15 protein-coding genes and 1 pseudogene are annotated in these 16,275 nt (G+C 59.4%); 6 read left to right on the forward strand and 10 right to left on the reverse strand.

Annotated features, from left to right (window positions below):
• Positions 1 to 20 precede the first annotated feature (20 nt).
• The 3 genes from JFT91_RS21730 to JFT91_RS21740 all read right to left on the reverse strand — a co-directional run bounded on the left by JFT91_RS21730 (position 21) and on the right by JFT91_RS21740 (position 2,467).
• Positions 21 to 656: a Vgb family protein gene (locus JFT91_RS21730; RefSeq protein WP_201233814.1), complete on the reverse strand. Its 636-nt coding sequence runs from the start codon at positions 654 to 656 to the stop codon at positions 21 to 23.
• 31 nt (positions 657 to 687) lie between these two features.
• Positions 688 to 1,899, reverse strand: a complete 1,212-nt coding sequence (locus JFT91_RS21735) for a helix-turn-helix domain-containing protein (protein ID WP_201233815.1) — start codon at positions 1,897 to 1,899, stop codon at positions 688 to 690.
• Between the two features lie 121 nt (positions 1,900 to 2,020).
• The gene (locus JFT91_RS21740) at positions 2,021 to 2,467 is read right to left on the reverse strand and encodes an NUDIX hydrolase (RefSeq protein ID WP_201233816.1); all 447 of its coding nucleotides are present in this window, start codon (positions 2,465 to 2,467) and stop codon (positions 2,021 to 2,023) included.
• A gap of 508 nt (positions 2,468 to 2,975) precedes the next feature.
• On the opposite strand from JFT91_RS21740, the gene JFT91_RS21745 reads away from it, so the two are divergent.
• Positions 2,976 to 3,404 (forward strand): nuclear transport factor 2 family protein, encoded by a 429-nt coding sequence (locus JFT91_RS21745; protein ID WP_201202550.1) that lies wholly within the window; start codon positions 2,976 to 2,978, stop codon positions 3,402 to 3,404.
• 163 nt (positions 3,405 to 3,567) lie between these two features.
• Here JFT91_RS21745 and mqo read toward each other — a convergent pair whose 3' ends face one another.
• Positions 3,568 to 5,214: a malate dehydrogenase (quinone) gene (gene mqo, locus JFT91_RS21750; protein WP_201226998.1), complete on the reverse strand. Its 1,647-nt coding sequence runs from the start codon at positions 5,212 to 5,214 to the stop codon at positions 3,568 to 3,570.
• A gap of 518 nt (positions 5,215 to 5,732) precedes the next feature.
• Here mqo and JFT91_RS21755 point away from each other — a divergent pair.
• Positions 5,733 to 6,164 (forward strand): nuclear transport factor 2 family protein, encoded by a 432-nt coding sequence (locus JFT91_RS21755; RefSeq protein ID WP_201226999.1) that lies wholly within the window; start codon positions 5,733 to 5,735, stop codon positions 6,162 to 6,164.
• A 170-nt stretch (positions 6,165 to 6,334) separates the two neighbouring features.
• On the opposite strand, the gene JFT91_RS30295 is transcribed toward JFT91_RS21755, so the two are convergent.
• On the reverse strand, positions 6,335 to 7,198 hold the full coding sequence (locus JFT91_RS30295) for a methyl-accepting chemotaxis protein (protein WP_518524890.1): 864 nt from the start codon (positions 7,196 to 7,198) through the stop codon (positions 6,335 to 6,337).
• Positions 7,190 to 8,125: pseudogene (locus tag JFT91_RS30300) on the reverse strand (MCP four helix bundle domain-containing protein); the annotation flags it as partial. The pseudogene JFT91_RS30300 and the gene JFT91_RS30295, both read right to left, overlap by 9 nt.
• A gap of 68 nt (positions 8,126 to 8,193) precedes the next feature.
• Between JFT91_RS30300 and sodC the strand changes: the two are divergent.
• The 3 genes from sodC (at position 8,194) to JFT91_RS21775 (ending at position 9,652) form a co-directional block, all read left to right on the forward strand.
• Positions 8,194 to 8,715: a superoxide dismutase family protein gene (gene sodC / locus JFT91_RS21765; protein ID WP_201233818.1), complete on the forward strand. Its 522-nt coding sequence runs from the start codon at positions 8,194 to 8,196 to the stop codon at positions 8,713 to 8,715.
• 140 nt (positions 8,716 to 8,855) lie between these two features.
• Positions 8,856 to 9,170, forward strand: coding sequence for a DUF2388 domain-containing protein (locus JFT91_RS21770; protein ID WP_201233819.1), 315 nt, complete (start codon positions 8,856 to 8,858; stop codon positions 9,168 to 9,170).
• 80 nt (positions 9,171 to 9,250) lie between these two features.
• Positions 9,251 to 9,652, forward strand: coding sequence for a hypothetical protein (locus JFT91_RS21775; protein WP_201202542.1), 402 nt, complete (start codon positions 9,251 to 9,253; stop codon positions 9,650 to 9,652).
• Here JFT91_RS21775 and ligD read toward each other — a convergent pair whose 3' ends face one another.
• Genes ligD through JFT91_RS21790 form a run of 3 tightly spaced genes read right to left on the reverse strand, consistent with a single transcriptional unit; the run spans position 9,653 to position 14,614 of the window.
• Positions 9,653 to 12,256 carry a DNA ligase D gene (gene ligD / locus JFT91_RS21780; RefSeq protein ID WP_201233820.1) on the reverse strand — a complete coding sequence of 868 codons (2,604 nt, stop codon included), beginning with the start codon at positions 12,254 to 12,256 and terminating at the stop codon, positions 9,653 to 9,655. It lies immediately after the preceding gene.
• Between the two features lie 18 nt (positions 12,257 to 12,274).
• Complete coding sequence (locus tag JFT91_RS21785) at positions 12,275 to 13,228, reverse strand: methyltransferase (protein WP_201202540.1); 954 nt, start codon at positions 13,226 to 13,228, stop codon at positions 12,275 to 12,277.
• Between the two features lie 9 nt (positions 13,229 to 13,237).
• Complete coding sequence (locus tag JFT91_RS21790; protein ID WP_201233821.1) at positions 13,238 to 14,614, reverse strand: iron-containing redox enzyme family protein; 1,377 nt, start codon at positions 14,612 to 14,614, stop codon at positions 13,238 to 13,240.
• Positions 14,615 to 14,929: 315 nt separating this feature from the next.
• Here JFT91_RS21790 and JFT91_RS21795 point away from each other — a divergent pair, with 315 nt between their 5' ends.
• A complete protein-coding gene (locus JFT91_RS21795; RefSeq protein WP_201233822.1) occupies positions 14,930 to 15,388 on the forward strand; it encodes an REP-associated tyrosine transposase in 459 nt (152 codons plus the stop codon).
• Positions 15,389 to 15,466: 78 nt separating this feature from the next.
• On the opposite strand, the gene JFT91_RS21800 is transcribed toward JFT91_RS21795, so the two are convergent.
• The gene (locus JFT91_RS21800) at positions 15,467 to 16,219 is read right to left on the reverse strand and encodes a tellurite resistance TerB family protein (protein ID WP_201234032.1); all 753 of its coding nucleotides are present in this window, start codon (positions 16,217 to 16,219) and stop codon (positions 15,467 to 15,469) included.
• Between the last annotated feature and the right edge of the window lie 56 nt (positions 16,220 to 16,275).

Genomic DNA, 16,275 nt, shown 5'->3' on the forward strand with positions numbered 1-16,275 from the left:
AGAGGCCAGTGCCGTCACCCTCACGACTTGGGCCGACGCACCGCCCTCACACGCCCACTGTCGCCGCCACCGCAATAGAAGCGATCCGCACCGTCCGCCTCCAGCCCGGAAACACCTTGTCCCACTGGCATTGTCAGCGCTTCGAGGACTTCGCCGTCCTGCGGATCGATCCGCCGCAATTCACTTTCATCCGCCTCCCAGGTGCCATGCCACAACGCGCCATCCACCCAGGTCACGCCGGTGACGAAGCGGTTTGACTCCAGCGTGCGCAGGATCTTGCCGGTGTCCGGATCGATCTGATGAATCTTGCGCTCGCGATACTGACCGACCCATAACGAGCCATCCGCCCAAGCCATGCCTGAGTCGCCGCCATCGCCCGGCGCCGGGATGGTGTGGAGGACGCGCCCCGTGGCTGGGTCGATTTTGTGGATGCGGCGGTCGGCAATCTGGTACAGGTGCTGGCCGTCGAAAGCGGTGCCGCCGTCGGCGTTGACCTTGATCGTGCGCACGGTTTCGCCACTGGCCGGGTCCAGTGCATTGAGCTGGCCGTCGCTGGCGAACCAGACCTGCCGGCCATCGAACGTCACGCCGTGAATGCCTTTGATGTCATCAAACGGGCCGTACTCGCGAAGGATTTCTGCGTTTGCATGTTTCATGTGGGCTTCCTCGTGGATGTGTGAGTCCAGCCTAGCCATTGCCCAGCGACACCGGGAGTAACAAGATCGTCGCGAAACCCGGCATTGGTGGAGTCAGCCAGCGCCGCGCCCGACCGACACCGAACGCCTGCACCTTGTCCGCCCGCGCCAGAGCCTCCAACGCCCGCTGTACCTGACGCTGACTGTTGCCCAAGGCCAGCGCCAACGCCGAACTCGACCAGGCCTCGCCATCCGCAAGCAAGGCCAGCAACGCCGCGTATTTGTCCTCGACCGGCAGTGTCAGCAACGCGACATCCTCGGCCACCAGCGCAAAGCCCCTTGGCGTCGCGTTGATGTTCGCCAGCGGTGCGAGCGTCGCACGCAACCGGCCAATTTCGACGCGCAAGCGGGCACGGTGTGATTCATCCGTGAGGGGCAAACGAAAGGCTTGGGCGAACAGCGTTTCGCGCGCCACATCGCCCGGCCAGGCCAGCGCGAGTAAACGTGCGAGATTGAAAAGCACCGGCCGTGTGGTCAGCGCCACCGTTATGCCGGCACCGCGCACGCTATAGCGGCAGGCATCGACGATCAGTGTCGACGACGTGAACAAGGCTTCAACCTGCGCCAGATTCACCGCTTGCGCCTCACCGGCAACGATCAACCGCGCTGCCGGCGCGGCAAGCATGTGTCTGGCGTGATCGACCTCGGCGCTCAGTGCAGCGATCCCGGCCTGTTGCGCCGCAGCCTGCGCCCGAGCCAGCGCCGCACCGGCCTTATGCGCCTGAACCCGACGCACGGCGATCCCGGCAGCGATCAATTCATGTGCGGTACGCAGCGCGGGCGGCAACGGCGCCGGGTCAGTCTCACCCAGCAATGTTTCGGCCGCATCCAGTTCGCCGATCAACAGCAACCGGCGAATCTGCAAATAGCGCGCGTGCGCCGCATTCACGCCGTCACCGTGCGCCTGCAACACCCGCCGCGCCGCCTCCAGTGCCTTCACCGGCCAGCCCAGATCCCGCGCCGCCAGTGCCACTTCGGCCTCGGCGACCACACAACGTGCTCGCGACAACGGCTCATTGCTGCCGAACGCCTTCACCGCCCGTTGCAACAGCGCTTTGGCGCGACGCAGATCACCGAGCTGAGCCATGGCAATTGCGCGCAACGCCAACGCCGGCGGGTCTTCACGCAGGGCGACGTAGTTCAACGCGCCCAGCGGATCGCCGGCGGACAGCGCTCTGCCAGCGGCATTGATCAGCGAATCCATGGACCATTATTCCCCGACGACTGAATCGTCAGCTGAGTCTAATACCTGGAATGACGGTCGACGTCGCAACACATTTGATGGGGAGGCGGAAAACCTACAAAGGCGAGCGCTGCGCTGACTCTCAGGCCAGCAACCCGACGCTCTTGAGCAAATCGTGCAAACCCTTCGGCACCAATGGCGCCTGCTCGCTGAAACTTGAACTGTCATGCCAGCGCGCAGTAAAGGCAGCACCGTCGCTTTCATGTCCAATCATTTGCGCATGCGTGTACACGCTGGAGTCGGCAAACGTCGCGTCGTAGACCTGGACGATCTCGTGCCCGGGTTTGCCGTTATAGATGAACAGGCTTTCGAGTGTGCCGAGCAGGCGCAAATCCGTCATGGACAGGCCCAACTCCTCTTGCACTTCGCGCACGATTGCTTCGGCGCTGGTCTCGCCGAATTCGATACCGCCACCGAGTGGACGAAAGCAGGTTTGCTGGCTGACCGGGTCACGAAATTCGTTGACCAGAATTTTGCTGTGATGATGAAAAACGCAAAGTGCGAGGGCGCGGATCCGTTGTTCGGCCATGGGTGAAGTCCGTTTCGAGGTGTGAAAGCGCGGCATTTAAACACGATTCGCACCGCACACCCCGGACATCATCTTGTGGCCATATCTCAGACCGGAGAAATGGTCGCCAGCAAGCCGATCAGAATGGTCAATGTCAGAAATCCGCCGAGAAAAAAAGCCATCTTGTTCATATTGCTCTCTCCAATGCTGAGCTTGCGGTGCACCGGACGCTTCGGGATGAAGAACTGTCGCGAGTGACCGGACTGCGCAGCTATTCTGAGCCTGTGACTGAGCCGGTTACAGAGTCAGATTGAAACGAAAAAAGCGTATCAGATGAAATCTGATCTGTAGGAGCTGCGGCACGCTGCGATCTTTTGATCCTGGTTCTCAGAAGCAAAGTCAAAAGATCGCAGCGTGCCGCAGCTCCTACAGGGAGGGGCAATAAGGTGATATCAGGGAGCGACATTAAGGTTGCCCTGACAGCGCTTTGATCTAGAGTCGAACAACAACAAAAATAACCGGAGTGCCCATGACTGAGTTGAAGCTGCAAGCCAACGTCGCCGATTCCCTGAACCGCTGGCACGAGATGATCCGCACCGGCAACTTGAGCGACCTGCCCGAGTTACTTGATGCAAAAGCAGTATTTCGCTCACCGATGGCGCACACGCCTTACCCCGGCGCGCCGGTGGTGTCGATGATCCTTAATACGGTGTTCGGCGTGTTTGAGGATTTCCATTACCACCGTGAGCTGGCGACAGCGGATGGCTTGAATGTGATTCTGGAATTCAGCGCCAAGGTGGGGGCGAAGGAGCTCAAAGGCATCGACATGATCCGCTTTGATGAGCGCGGCAAGATTGTCGAGTTTGAAGTGATGGTGCGACCGCTGAGTGGATTGCAGGCGCTGGGCGAAGAAATGGGCCGGCGACTCGGCGCCTATCTGGCCTCCGCCAAACCCTGACCACCAAAAATGTAGGAGCTGCCGAAGGCTGCGATCTTTTGATTCTGTTTATTAAAATCACAGTCACAAGATCGCAGCCTTCGGCAACTCCTACAGGGGGATAGTGCATAAAAAACCCACTGACCGTCGCCGGTTCAGTGGGTTTTGTGTGCCAGGCTTCTAGTTACAGAGCCATGTCACGTGCAGCGTTTTCCTTCGGGGCTTCTGCTTTTTCAGCAGCAGGTGCAGCCGGAGCAGCTACCTGACCGATCACTGGAGGCGTCGGCAGTTCGAGGATTTTAGCCGTGTAGGCCCACTCTGCAGCCACTTTGGCTGGATCGCTGTTCAGCTGGGTGCCGTAGCTTGGAACGATCTGGTGCAGCTTGGTTTGCCATTCTGGCGATGCCACTTTGTCTTTGAAGACTTTCTGCAGCACGCTCAGCATGATCGGAGCAGCGGTCGACGCGCCTGGCGATGCGCCCAGCAGGCCGGCGATGGAGCCGTCTTGTGCAGCAACGATTTCGGTGCCCAGTTTCAGCACGCCGCCCGCAGCTTCATCACGCTTGATGATTTGCACGCGTTGGCCGGCTTGCCACAGACGCCAGTCTTCGGCTTTGGCGTGCGGGAAGTATTCCTTCAGCGCGTTCATGCGGTCTTCATCCGACAGCATCAGTTGGCCAGCAAGGTACTCGACCAGCGGGTATTCCTTGATGCCGACCTTGGTCATAGGCCAGATGTTGTGGGTGGTGGTGCTGGTCAGCAGGTCCAGGTACGAGCCTTCCTTCAGGAACTTGGTGCTGAAGGTCGCGAATGGGCCAAACAGAATGACGCGCTTGCCGTCCAGAACACGGGTGTCCAGGTGCGGAACCGACATCGGCGGTGCGCCAACCGAAGCTTTACCGTAAGCCTTGGCCAGGTGCTGTTCAGCGATGGCCGGGTTATCGGTCACCAGGAACGAGCCGCCTACCGGGAAGCCAGCGTATTCCTTGGCTTCTGGAATGCCCGACTTCTGCAGCAGGTGCAGAGCGCCGCCGCCAGCGCCGATGAACACGAACTTGGCGTCGGTTTCGGTTTTGGTGCCGTCTTTCAGGTTTTTGTAGCTGACGCGCCAAGTGCCATCGGCGTTCTTGGTGATGTCTTCAACTTCGCTCGACAGCTTCAGGTCGAAGTTAGGCTTGGTTTGCAGGTGGGCAGCGAACTGGCGGGTGATTTCGCCGAAGTTCATGTCGGTACCCAGCGGGCTCCAGGTGGCCGCGATTTTCTGGTTCGGGTCGCGCCCTTCCATCATCAGCGGAACCCACTTCTTGATCACAGCAGGGTCTTCGGAGTACTGCATGCCGGCGAACAGCGGGCTCGCTTGCAGGGCTTCGTAGCGCTTTTTCAGGAACTTGATGTTGTCATCGCCCCACACGAAGCTCATGTGCGGAGTGGTGTTGATGAACGAGCGAGGGTTCTTCAGAACGCCTTGCTGAACCTGCCAGGCCCAGAACTGACGGGAGACCTGGAACGCTTCGTTGATCTCGACGGCTTTCGGGATCGTGACGTTGCCTTTGTCGTCTTCCGGGGTGTAGTTCAGCTCAGCAAGCGCCGAGTGACCGGTACCGGCGTTGTTCCAGCCGTTGGAGCTTTCCAGGGCGACGCCATCAAGGCGCTCGACCATTTCCATCGACCAGCTTGGCTCCAGCTCATTGATCCACACACCCAAGGTGGTGCTCATGATGCCGCCGCCGATCAGCAGTACATCGACTTTCTTTGCTTCGTCAGCATTGGCGGATGTCATCCCCATCGCCAAAGCCAGACCCAGCAAGGCTGTGTTCACTTTCTTAAACATCTGTTGCACCTATGATAAAACGCCTTCCGCCCGCCGCTGTTATCTGTATGCGATCCGCTTTGATGACGCTCAGGCTAGCGTCGCAGATTCCGGCACACTTCAATTTTGACGGGTGGGCACACAAGGCCGACAGGTTGCATCGACCTCAGTTAATGTCCCTTCTGAACTGACTTTTTATCATTATTGGCTTCAGCTACTTGAGCGACAGGGATTCCGTCGGCCCGCCCGAAGGCAAGCAAACTGAATAAGGTCAAACCAAGTTGGCGCGAAGAATATCACGTCAGGGCAAACCCGCGCGTCTGTTCCCGACTTGAGAGTCTTTTTCCGCTCAGGGACTTATCGGCCGATGCCCGCCGAACATGATCCTGAGGCAGATTCTTGCCGAGACCTCTGTGCCGTTACCGAACGAAGTGGCGCCGTTGTGTAATCCAGGATGAATCTGCTACGTTGTACGATGACTGATGAATTAACATTTTGAATTGATCAGTCATCAACTCTCATAACAACAAGGAAACAACATGACTTATTCCCGTCTTTTGATCGGTTTGCTCTTTAGCTTCAGCGGATATGCCATGGCCGCCCCTGCCCCGGCGGAGCAAGACGTCGCCAAAGCGGTCGATCACCTGACCCAGGCAATGTTGCACAAGGACATTGCTGAACTGGATGCACTCACCGCGCCCAACCTGACGTATGGCCATTCCAGCGGCAAAATCCAGGACAAGAAAGAATTCATCGCCGACATCGAAACCGGCAGGAGCGCCTTCAAGACCCTTGAGATGCAAAAGCAGACCATCACCCTGTCCGGCGACACGGCACTGGTGCGTCACCACTTTTCAGCGCAGGCATTGAAGGGAACTGAAGTCATACCGACCGAGATCGAGAACTTTCAGATCTGGCAGAAGCAGGATGGCAAGTGGTTGCTGGTGGGGCGACAGGCGTTCAAATTCTGACGGGGTAAAACTCATCTTTTATATGTTGTGAACGTATTGTGTTTACACCACAGCCCATGTGGGAGCTGGCTTTTCAGCGATAGCGGTGTGTCAGTCAACATCAATATTGAATGTACCGACCTCATCGCTGGCAAGCCACACACACTGGGCTGTGGTGTTCGCAGCAACACTCACAACCGAAACCGATCCACCGATTGCGCCAACTGCCCCGCCAGACTCGACAACTCATCTGTCGTATTCGCCGTCTGGCCGATTACCCGGCTATTGCCCTCGGACATCCCGGCAATCATTTCCACCTGATGGGCGATCTCGTTGCTGGCATGGCTCTGCTCGCCGATGGTGCGGGTAATGTCATTGACCAGTTGTGTAGTGCTCAACGTCGCGTCGAGGATCTCGCGAATCGCCCGTTCGACGTCAGCCGTTACCGCCATGCCCTTGTCGACCTGCGCCACGCCCGCCTCCATGCTGCTTACCGCCTCGCGAGTGCTGTACTGAATGCGCGCGACCATCGCGGCGATTTCCTGAGTGGACGCACTGGTTCGCGCAGCCAGGCTGCGCACTTCGTCCGCCACCACCGCAAAGCCCCGACCCTGCTCACCGGCTCGAGCGGCCTCGATGGCGGCGTTGAGCGCCAACAGGTTGGTCTGGTCGGCAATGCTTTTGATCACCTGAATGATGTTGAAGATCGCTTCGGATTCCTGGTCCAGCGTGCGGATCACCTGCGCCGACTGTTGTGCCGAGCGCGCGATATCGTCCATATCGCTGACCACTTGATGGATCACCTGCCCGCCATTCTTCGCCAATGACTCGGCCTGATTGGCCATGCCCAAGGCGCGCTCGGCGTGGCGGGTGATTTCCTCGATGCTCGCAGTCATCTGGCTCGCGGCTGCGGCCATGGTCCCGGCGGCGACGCTTTGCTGCTGGCTGCTGTCGGCGACCTGATGGCAGCCGTGGCTCAACTGTTCGCTCATGCCGCTGACGCCGTGGGCGTTACGGCGCACTACGTCGATCATGTCGCGCAAGTCCCGCTGCATGGTCGCCAGGGTCCGAATCAGGCTGCTGGCCTCGTCCTTGCCGGACGGCTCGGCGATAGGCTCGCTGAGGTTGCCGTGGGCGATGCTTTCGGCGATTCGACTGGCCGTTTTCAACGGGCCGAGGATGCTCAGCATCACCCAGCGCCCCTGCGCCAGTAGCAACAGCAGACTGGCGATCAACACCACAGCGAGGGCGAGATTGGCATTGTGGATTGCCGTTTCGGTGCCTTCGCTGGTCTGCCGGGTATTGGTTTCGATCAGCTCGCTTAGCGCCGCCATCTGCGTTTCGAGCTGACTGAACGCGGTGTTGAACGTAGCGAGTTCCTGCTGCGCCGCCTCCGGGTTGTCGAGTGCCAGCCCGACAATCCGCTCACCGGCATTGATGTACGTGTCGAGGCTCGGCTTGATCTGCTCCAGCGCCGTGCGCAGGGTCGGGTTGATGGGCAGCTTGAGGTTGTCGTCGAGGACCTCGCGGAAATGCCCGGCGTGCTCGTTGATCGAATCGCGCACTTCGGCCGCCGTCCCGGTACTTTTGCCCAACCCCACCAGCATCGCCGAGTAGACATCGGCGCGCAGGGCATCGTGCATCATGTCGGCTTCCATGTGGTTGCGCAGCGCGCTCATGCTGACCGCGTTGTCGTTGACCGCTGAGGCCATGTGCGCATTGCCGATGTAACTGACCACCGCCATGATCAGCGCTGTCAGCAGGCCGGTAACAATCAGCAACACTAAACGCAGTTTGATCGACACCTTGAAAATCCTCCCCGGGCTCGCAGTTAAACCTGTCAGACCTTGAGTTAAGCCTATTTGCGCCGATCTGCCGCGCCAGAGCGTGTCAGCGAATGTCCACGCAGGGAGACAGCGCCGGCAAAACTTTCGGATTGTGCGACGAGTCTCACTTTGCAACACCGCGGATCGCGCCTTCATCGCCTGTTAATGGGCAAAGGTTATTGAGTCGGTCCTTCTGAAAACTCCTGCAGCACAAGGAAACGCTTATGAAACGCGCACTCTGGTTGGGACTACTCGGCACCTTCGCTATCGGCACCGCTCAGGCGGCAAGCGAAAAAGTCGCCATCAATCTGGTCAGCGCCGAGGGTGCACCGCAGGCGATTGGTGCGGTGACCATCACTGAGACACCGTATGGCCTGCTGTTTACCCCCGAGCTGAAATCCCTGCCGGCCGGCGTGCATGGTTTTCATGTCCATGAAAACGGCAGTTGCGAGCCCGGTATGAAGGACGGCGTCAAAGGCGCGGCACTCGCGGCCGGTGGCCATTTCGATCCGCAGAAAACCGGCAAGCACCTCGGTCCCTACGCTGATGGCCATCTGGGCGATTTGCCGGCGGTTTACGTGACGGCTGACGGCGTCGCCAACTATCCGGTGCTGGCGCCGCGCCTGAAGAAAATTTCCGAGATCAAGGGGCATGCACTGATGATCCATGCCGGCGGCGATAACCATGCCGACATGCCCAAACCCCTCGGCGGTGGCGGCGAGCGCATGGCCTGCGGCGTGATCTGACCGTCCCGCAGCTAACCGGGCAGCCCGCAACGGTGCTGCCCGCGTCTCTCTTAAAACTCCCACGGAACTCCCGCCCCGCGCGCACCTCTCACATTATGTAGTACTTCCCTTTTGCTTCGCGCTTGTGGAGGAATACCGTCATGCGCAAGTTAGTGCTCGTTTCTTCTTTACTCTTATGCCTGCCGGTCGGCTCGGCGCTGGCCCGCGTCGATGCGGGTGATGTCGCCACCTCGGCGGGTGTCTCCGCGTCGCTGTACTCGACCTTCAAGGATCACAAAATGGTGATTCCGGCTCGTGACGACTTGTCTGCATTTGTCGCCAGTGGCGGGGCCATTCGTGGGGTTTATCTTGAGTCGGTGCTGCAACAGGTTCGTCAGGAAAATCCTGGATTGAACGCCAGCGATGAAGACCTCGCGAACGCGATTCTGGTGCATTACGAAGGCCTGAATCAGTAGCCGCCACGGATGCAGCGGCCGATGGACGGCCGCTGATGGCGCATAGGCAAAACCGTCCGCCGGCCTCTATGATGGAGGCCATGACGACGATTGCGCGCTTGCGCTCACCCTGCCCGCCCGGCGCCTGCGATTGCGGGCGCGATCCGTTGCTGGAAAATCCCGGCGCGGATGTGCGCATCCTGCGTCTAACCCGCGAGGAAGAAAAAGTCCTTCTCGCGCGCCTGGAAAAAATCAAAGACCTCGACGACCTCAGGCATCTGCAAAAACGTATGTTCGAGCAGTTGGGGATTCGTGTAGAGGTCTCGCCGGGCTTTCATGAAGTACGCACGATGCTCGGGATCGAAATCGAAATCGCCGAGCTTCCAGGGCTGTGCCGCAAGACGCGCAAATCGATTCCGACCGCGATTCGCCGAGGACTGAACAACAGCCCGGAAATCGCTTTCGAACTGCTTAACGCCCACGACTTGCTGCGCGACGCCTGATCACTTTTTCATGCCGACCCGCTTGCGCATCTCTGCGGTGATGCTCTGGCGGGTTTTCTTCATATCAGCCCACGGCTCGTCGCCAACCTCGGCCAATCGTTCGTGGACGTTGTGCACGTTCCACTGATTGCCGCCCTTGATATCGGCAACTTCCTCGCGAAACAGCGGCACGGAAACCGGCAAACCTTCGCGTGTGCGCGCTGAATAGGCACAAATGGTGGTGGCACCCAGACCATTGCGCAGGTAGTCGATGAAGATCCGCCCGACGCGATTTTTCGGCCCGGACACCGCAGAAAAACGATCCGGCAACAGCTTGGCCATATGGCTGACGATCGCGTGGCTGAAGTCTTTGACCTCATCCCAGCCAAGTTTGCGGGTCAACGGCACCACCAGGTGAATGCCCTTGCCGCCGCTGGTTTTCAGAAAAGCCTTGAGCCCTAGCTCATCGAGCACGGTCAATGTCAGCGCGGTGGCCTCGACCATGCTTTTCCACGGCAGCGCCGGGTCTGGGTCGAGATCGAGGACGAAGCGGTCGGGTTTGTCGAGATCCGTGGTGGTGGCGTTCCATGTGTGCAGTTCGACCGTGCTCATCTGCACCGCGCCGATCAACGCTTCGGCGTCGTTGACGAGCATGACCGGTTGACCGGTGAGGTCCTTATCCAGCGTGGTGATGCCCGGGATTGCCAGACGCTCAGCGTTCTTCTGGAAGAACAACTCACCGGCAATGCCATCCGGCGCGCGCACCAGCGCAACAGGACGATCTTTGAGCTGCGGCATTATCCATTCGGCAACGCTGGCGTAATACTCAGCCAGTTGCATTTTGGTAGTACCGCTGACGGCGTCGATCACCCGATCCGGGTGGGTGATGCGGACCTTGCCGCTGGCGAGACCCAGTTGTGACGGCGCGGTTTCAGCCGTACTCGCCGAGGCTTTTTTCGCCGGTGTCTTCGCTGGCTTCTTTGCCGCCGTTTTGGTTTCGGGAGTCTTCACAGGCTTTGCTCGCTCCTCGGTGATGTCCTTGGCCGGTTTATCGTCGCGCAATCCATGGAATACGGCGTGACGCACTGACCCGTCCTTGGTCATTTCGGCAAAGGCGACTTCTGCCAGCAGTTTCGGCTTGAGCCAGTGCACGCCTTTGGCCTCAAATCCTGAGGGCGGATTGACGACCGCCGCTTTCTTCGTCTGCAACGGTTTCAATTGCTCGAGGATGCTTTTCAGCGTTGTCTCGTTGAACCCGGTGCCGACCTTGCCGGCGTAGCGCAACTCGCCACTGTCACGGTCATGCAGGCCTAACAGCAAGGCGCCGAAGGCACTGCGCGAGCCTTTTGGGTCGGTGTAGCCGACGACCACGAATTCCTGCCGGTGTTTGCACTTGAGCTTGATCCAGTCGCCGCTGCGCCGGGACACATAAGGTGAGCCGAGGCGTTTGCCGATCAGGCCTTCCATTTGCATCTGGCAAGCGCTGTTGAGCAGCGCATCGGGGGTTTCGTCGAAGGCTTCGGAGAACCGCAACAACGGGTTCTTTTGCGTCCCCAGAACCGTCGACAATGCTGCGCGTCGCTCCTCGACCGGCACCTCACGCAGGTCGACGCCGTTGAGATACGGCAGATCAAACAGGTAGTAGAGGATATTGCCGCTGCGTCCGGCTTCGAAAGCGTTTTGCAGCGCCTGAAAGTCCGGCACGCCATGCTCGTTGGCGACCACCATTTCACCGTCCAGCCAGGCTGATTCGAGGCCCAATGCGGCCAGTGCTTCGGCCTGTTGCGGCAGTTTGTGCGTCCAGTCATGGCCGTTGCGGGTGAACAGTTGCACCTGCTCATGATCGATGCGCGCCATGATCCGGTAGCCGTCAAACTTGATTTCGTAACTCCATTGCCCTTCGGGCGCACTGTCGACCAGCGTCGCCAGTTCTGGCTTGAGCTGCGTCGGCAGCTTGGCCTTGTGCGCGCCGGTGAGTTTGCCGGCCGCTTGCTTGCGCGGTTTGGTTGCGGTTTTTTTGGCCGGCTTGCTTTGCTCGGCGGCCAGTTTCGGCGTGCCGACAATCGTGCGTTCGCTCAACACACTGTCGGGTTCGGCCACCAGCACGTCATAGTCATCCTGCGGCCGCGCCGCGTTGTCCTGATGTTTGATCAGAAACCAGTTTTCCTTCTTTCCTGGCATGTGCGTGCGCACCAGATTCCAGATTCCGCCGAGTTTTTCGCCTTGCAGTTCGAATTTGAGCTTGCCCTTGGCATAGGCCTTTTGCGGATCTTCGAGCGGAATCCACACGCCGCGATCCCAGACAATCACATCGCCGGCACCGTAATGCCCCTCGGGAATGCTGCCCTCGAACGTCGCGTAATCCAGCGGATGGTCTTCGACATGCACCGCCAGACGTTTGATCTTGGGGTCGAGCGACGGCCCTTTCGGCACCGCCCAACTCTTCAGTGCGCCATCGAGTTCCAGGCGAAAGTCGTAATGCAGGTGCGAAGCGTCGTGCTTCTGGATGCAGAACTGCAGAGCATGATCAGGCGCCTTTTTACTGCCGGCACGCTTGACCGCCGCCGGTTCAGATGTCGCCGAAAAGTCGCGCATGCGGTTGTAGTCGTCGAGGTTCCTGGTCATGGGCACACCTGCCTTTTTTCAGCCTATTCGCGTCACGGTCAGCGCCACCACGGCGATCCGGTCGACGCGTTGATAACCGGGGTTGAGCAGTTCTTCGCCGAAAACGTCGGGGTCAAGTTCGCGATAAGTCCAGCCGAAGCGCTGTTGATCGAGTCGCGGCAACACCGTATCGAGAAACGGATCACGGCCATCGACCATGGCCACGCCGGTGTAAAGCAACAGTGAGCCACCGGGCGCCAGCCGATTGAGTGCCTGTTCGACGATACGCAACGACAGCCCCGCTCCCAGCGTGCCGCCACCATGTCGATAAGCGCGCGCGGCCGGATCGGCCATGTACGGCGGGTTGGCGACGATCAGATCGAACTCGCCGTCAACGCCCTGAAGCACATCACTGTGCCGCGTTTCGACGTTGGCGACCTCCGCCAGCGCCGCATTGATCGCGGTCAGACGCAGTGCGGCGGGATTGATGTCCAGCGCCAGCACTTGGGCTTCGCGGCGAGCGCGGCCGATGACAATCGCGCCGACGCCAGCACCGCAGCCGATATCGACTGCACGCTTGATCGGCGCGAAATTCTGCTGCAAATGCGCGTGAATCAGTTGCGCGAAACGGTAGGTGTCCGGGCCGAAAAACACCGCATCGGCAGCATCGGTGGGGAACGCTGAATGCACGAACAGCAAATCGTCGAGGCTCGACCAACGCACGCGACTTTTAAAACGACCGTCGTACGCATCAATGATCTGCGCCTCCTGCAATTGCCGTTGCTCATCGGCAGACAACAACCCCGGCTCGAACGCACGCGACCAACCGAAAACGTCACGCAGGCTGTCGACGGCCTGCCCTTCGTCACGCTGGTTGACCCGTTGATGCGTCAGCGGCGTTGGCGTGATGAAACGATACCCGTCGGCCTGCAAGCGCCGCCCCAGTTGCAGCAGCGCAAGGTCATTGGTGGACAGCTGTTCTTCCTGATTCATTGAGATTCCTTAACCCAGGCTGGATTTCAATTCGATGAAACGGCGGGTGGCGAGCAGCCCGGCCGGATGTGCATGCCGCGCCGGTGCCAGCCAAGGCATGAGAACGGCCATTTGCGCGTGTCCGTCCTGCCCTTGCAGCGCGGCGTTGAGTTGCTGAACGTCGGGATCCTGTTCCGGCACCTCGATAGGCGGCTTGCCCTGCGCACGACGACGGCTGACGCCGGGTTTGCTGGCGGGCGTCCAGTCACCGGCAATCCAGTCGTGCACCAGTTGTTTTTCGTAGGCGCCAAACACACCGAACATCGCTGCACCGTCGCCGTCGATCAATTGCCAGAAGCGGCTGGCTTGCGGGTCTTCGTGGCGTTTGATCCAGCCCTTGTCTTGCAACGCCTGAAGGAAACCGGGCAAATGCTGCGGCTCGGCCAACCATTGATTGACGGTACGCCCGTCGAACCGGCAGTAGTCGGAATGCATGTGCTGAGCGAATGGGCACTTGCGCTCAAGCATCGCCAGTAACTCGCGCTCAAGATCAAAGCCCTCGATGATCGCGCGGCTGCCCTGCCCCAGGTCATTGAGGCGATATCCCAGCGATACCCGACGCAAAAATTCAGCGCGATCAGCCTCCAGCGGCAAAAGATCGAGCGCTGCCTGCACGGCTTTCTGCGCATGGCCGGTGCTGGCGTTGTCGATGGTCACGTGCAGCGTGAAGTAGTACGGATCGATACCCAGTTCACTGAGCTCGTAACTGCTGATCAGCAGGTGCAGCGGCAGTTGCTCGTAACCGAGGTTGTAGCCGATCACCTCCGGCAAAAATTCTGCCCCGCATACGCCGAGCGCCAGTTGCAGCGTGCCCTGTAGATAACGCTCATCGGGGATGACGCTGCTGTGTTCAAGGTCGTGCTCGGCGAGCAACTTGCGATAGATCAACACATGGTTCTGCGCTGGATTGCCTTCGCCCAACTCTTCCAGATAGGTACACAGCAAACCGCTGAAACGCGGATCACGCCATTGCGGCAACAATCCGAAGAGCCAGGCGCCGTCTACCAGTTTGGTCGGTGCGACTGCTTGCAGGAAGTACAGCGCATGCGCCTTGTTTGTGAAAAATTGTCGTGGCCCACCGGCCTTGCGTTGCTGCAAATAGTCGGCGTATTGCCGGGCCACCTCGGCGCAGTGATCAGCCATCCAGGCATGCCAGGTCGAGGGGTCTGCGGGCAGTTCTTCGGGCAACGCTGCCGCGCGTTGAAGCTGCTCGTGCAGGAACGTTTGCGCAAGTGCGTGCGGGTTTTCCTCCCGTAGCAGCGTTTCATAAATGCCACGGAGATTCCCGGCGGGATCGATCGCTTGTGCTTGGGCTGGCACGGATTGCAGGGTTGTCAGGACAGTCATGGCAATGGTCTCGGTCGATTGGCAGGACGCTGATTCACACGCCTCTACAGCAGCAGAGGGGCTGCGCCTGCGAAAAATTCAATCGACGTGAAAATTACCCGGACAAACGGCGGGTTAGCCCCTGCATATCTCGATTGCACATCTCCCCTGTAGGAGCTGCCGAAGGCTGCGATCTTTTGATGTTTCTTTTAAAAGACAAGATCAAGGGATCGCAGCCTTCGGCAGCTCCTGCAGGGTTACATCGTGCAATAGTTGGAGTTCGCGGTTGCTAGGGCAGAAGCTAATGTTCAGGGACTAAAAAAGGAGGGCAATGGAATGCCTGAGGCTGCAAAAGCGTGTGGTTTGCGCAAAGGGCGTTATAGCGAGGTAGGTCGAATTTATTCGCTTACTGCGGTTGTGTATGAGCGTCGGCCGGTGTTTGCAGATTGGCGAATCGGACGGTTGCTTGTAGAGCAGATGCGCGCTGCGAATGATGAGGGAATGATTCATTCGCTAGCGTGGGTCGTGATGCCGGATCATTTGCATTGGCTGGTTGAATTGCGAACGGGTTCTTTAGCGGAGTTGATGCGACGCGTTAAATCGAGGAGTTGTCGATCGATCAATCTAAAGTGCGGGAGTCAGGGACGGTTGTGGCAGCGGGGGTATCACGATCGGGCGTTGCGACGTGATGAGGACCTGAAAGCGGCCGCACGGTATATCGTCATGAATCCGTTGCGTGCCGGATTGGTTCAGCGTTTGGGGGATTATCCTTTGTGGGATGCCGTTTGGCTTTAAGGTCAAAAGATCGTCCGATCGCGGCCCGAGCCTTCGGCAGCTCCTACAGGGGATAGGCTGCGATCTTTTGATCTTGCTTCAGGCCTGACCTTTGGTCTGCTGCTCCAGGTGCACCTGCAACTCAGGATCAATCTTCAACGCCGCCGCCAGTTCATCCAGATAGTTGCGCTCGGCGTCCTGTTGATCGTCCACCAGCATCACGCTGGCCAGGTACATTTCCGCGGCCACCGCCGGATCGTTGTTAGCCGACTGTGCTACTTCATCGGGATCAAGAGGCTTGGCGACCTCGTCATTCAGCCACTGCTGTAGTTGCGGATCATCGGTGTGCTTGCCGATCTCAGTGCTTATACGTTGATTTTCAGTAACGTCGATGTGCCCATCAGCCTTGGCCGCCGCGATCAACGCACGCAGCACGGCGTGGCTGTGTTCTTCGATTTCGGGGCCGGCGAGCAGATTGGCTGTTTGCGGCGTCTGCTGCGGTGCCGCGCTGGCCTGGCTGCGTTGCCAGGCTTGATAGGCCTGGAACGCCATCATGCCCAGCGATGCCAGCGCCGCGTAGTTGGTACCGCCGGATCGGCTTTGCGTGCCAGCGCTGCCGCCCAAAACGCTGCCCAAGCCTCCGCCGCCGAGCAAACCACCGAGCAAGCCGCCCAATCCACCAGCCCCTCCCGCAGGCGAAGCGCCACGAGTAGCGGTGGAATCCGCGCCACCGAGCAGCCCGCCCAGCAATCCACCGAGGCCACCCAGACCACCACCGGCCGAGGCTCCACTTTGTTGACCCGCCGAGGCCTGGCCCCGCAGCAGTTGTTCGAGCAAATCGCTGGTGTTCATGACGGCATCCTCGATGCATAGGCAGTGACTGCGTCTGGCAACGATAGACCCCAACA

It is taken from the genome of Pseudomonas sp. TH08 (assembly GCF_016651275.1).
In the GTDB taxonomy this organism is placed as follows: Bacteria; Pseudomonadota; Gammaproteobacteria; order Pseudomonadales; family Pseudomonadaceae; genus Aquipseudomonas.

Excerpts from the sequence above, each read along its gene's own strand:
- JFT91_RS21730 (WP_201233814.1), bottom strand. The coding sequence starts at position 656 with ATGAAACATGCAAACGCAGAAATCCTTCGCGAGTACGGCCCGTTTGAT.
- JFT91_RS21735 (WP_201233815.1), bottom strand. The coding sequence starts at position 1,899 with ATGGATTCGCTGATCAATGCCGCTGGCAGAGCGCTGTCCGCCGGCGAT.
- JFT91_RS21740 (WP_201233816.1), bottom strand. The coding sequence starts at position 2,467 with ATGGCCGAACAACGGATCCGCGCCCTCGCACTTTGCGTTTTTCATCAT.
- JFT91_RS21745 (WP_201202550.1), top strand. The coding sequence starts at position 2,976 with ATGACTGAGTTGAAGCTGCAAGCCAACGTCGCCGATTCCCTGAACCGC.
- mqo (WP_201226998.1), bottom strand. The coding sequence starts at position 5,214 with ATGTTTAAGAAAGTGAACACAGCCTTGCTGGGTCTGGCTTTGGCGATG.
- JFT91_RS21755 (WP_201226999.1), top strand. The coding sequence starts at position 5,733 with ATGACTTATTCCCGTCTTTTGATCGGTTTGCTCTTTAGCTTCAGCGGA.
- JFT91_RS30295 (WP_518524890.1), bottom strand. The coding sequence starts at position 7,198 with ATGCAGCGGGACTTGCGCGACATGATCGACGTAGTGCGCCGTAACGCC.
- sodC (WP_201233818.1), top strand. The coding sequence starts at position 8,194 with ATGAAACGCGCACTCTGGTTGGGACTACTCGGCACCTTCGCTATCGGC.
- JFT91_RS21770 (WP_201233819.1), top strand. The coding sequence starts at position 8,856 with ATGCGCAAGTTAGTGCTCGTTTCTTCTTTACTCTTATGCCTGCCGGTC.
- JFT91_RS21775 (WP_201202542.1), top strand. The coding sequence starts at position 9,251 with ATGACGACGATTGCGCGCTTGCGCTCACCCTGCCCGCCCGGCGCCTGC.
- ligD (WP_201233820.1), bottom strand. The coding sequence starts at position 12,256 with ATGACCAGGAACCTCGACGACTACAACCGCATGCGCGACTTTTCGGCG.
- JFT91_RS21785 (WP_201202540.1), bottom strand. The coding sequence starts at position 13,228 with ATGAATCAGGAAGAACAGCTGTCCACCAATGACCTTGCGCTGCTGCAA.
- JFT91_RS21790 (WP_201233821.1), bottom strand. The coding sequence starts at position 14,614 with ATGACTGTCCTGACAACCCTGCAATCCGTGCCAGCCCAAGCACAAGCG.
- JFT91_RS21795 (WP_201233822.1), top strand. The coding sequence starts at position 14,930 with ATGCCTGAGGCTGCAAAAGCGTGTGGTTTGCGCAAAGGGCGTTATAGC.
- JFT91_RS21800 (WP_201234032.1), bottom strand. The coding sequence starts at position 16,219 with ATGAACACCAGCGATTTGCTCGAACAACTGCTGCGGGGCCAGGCCTCG.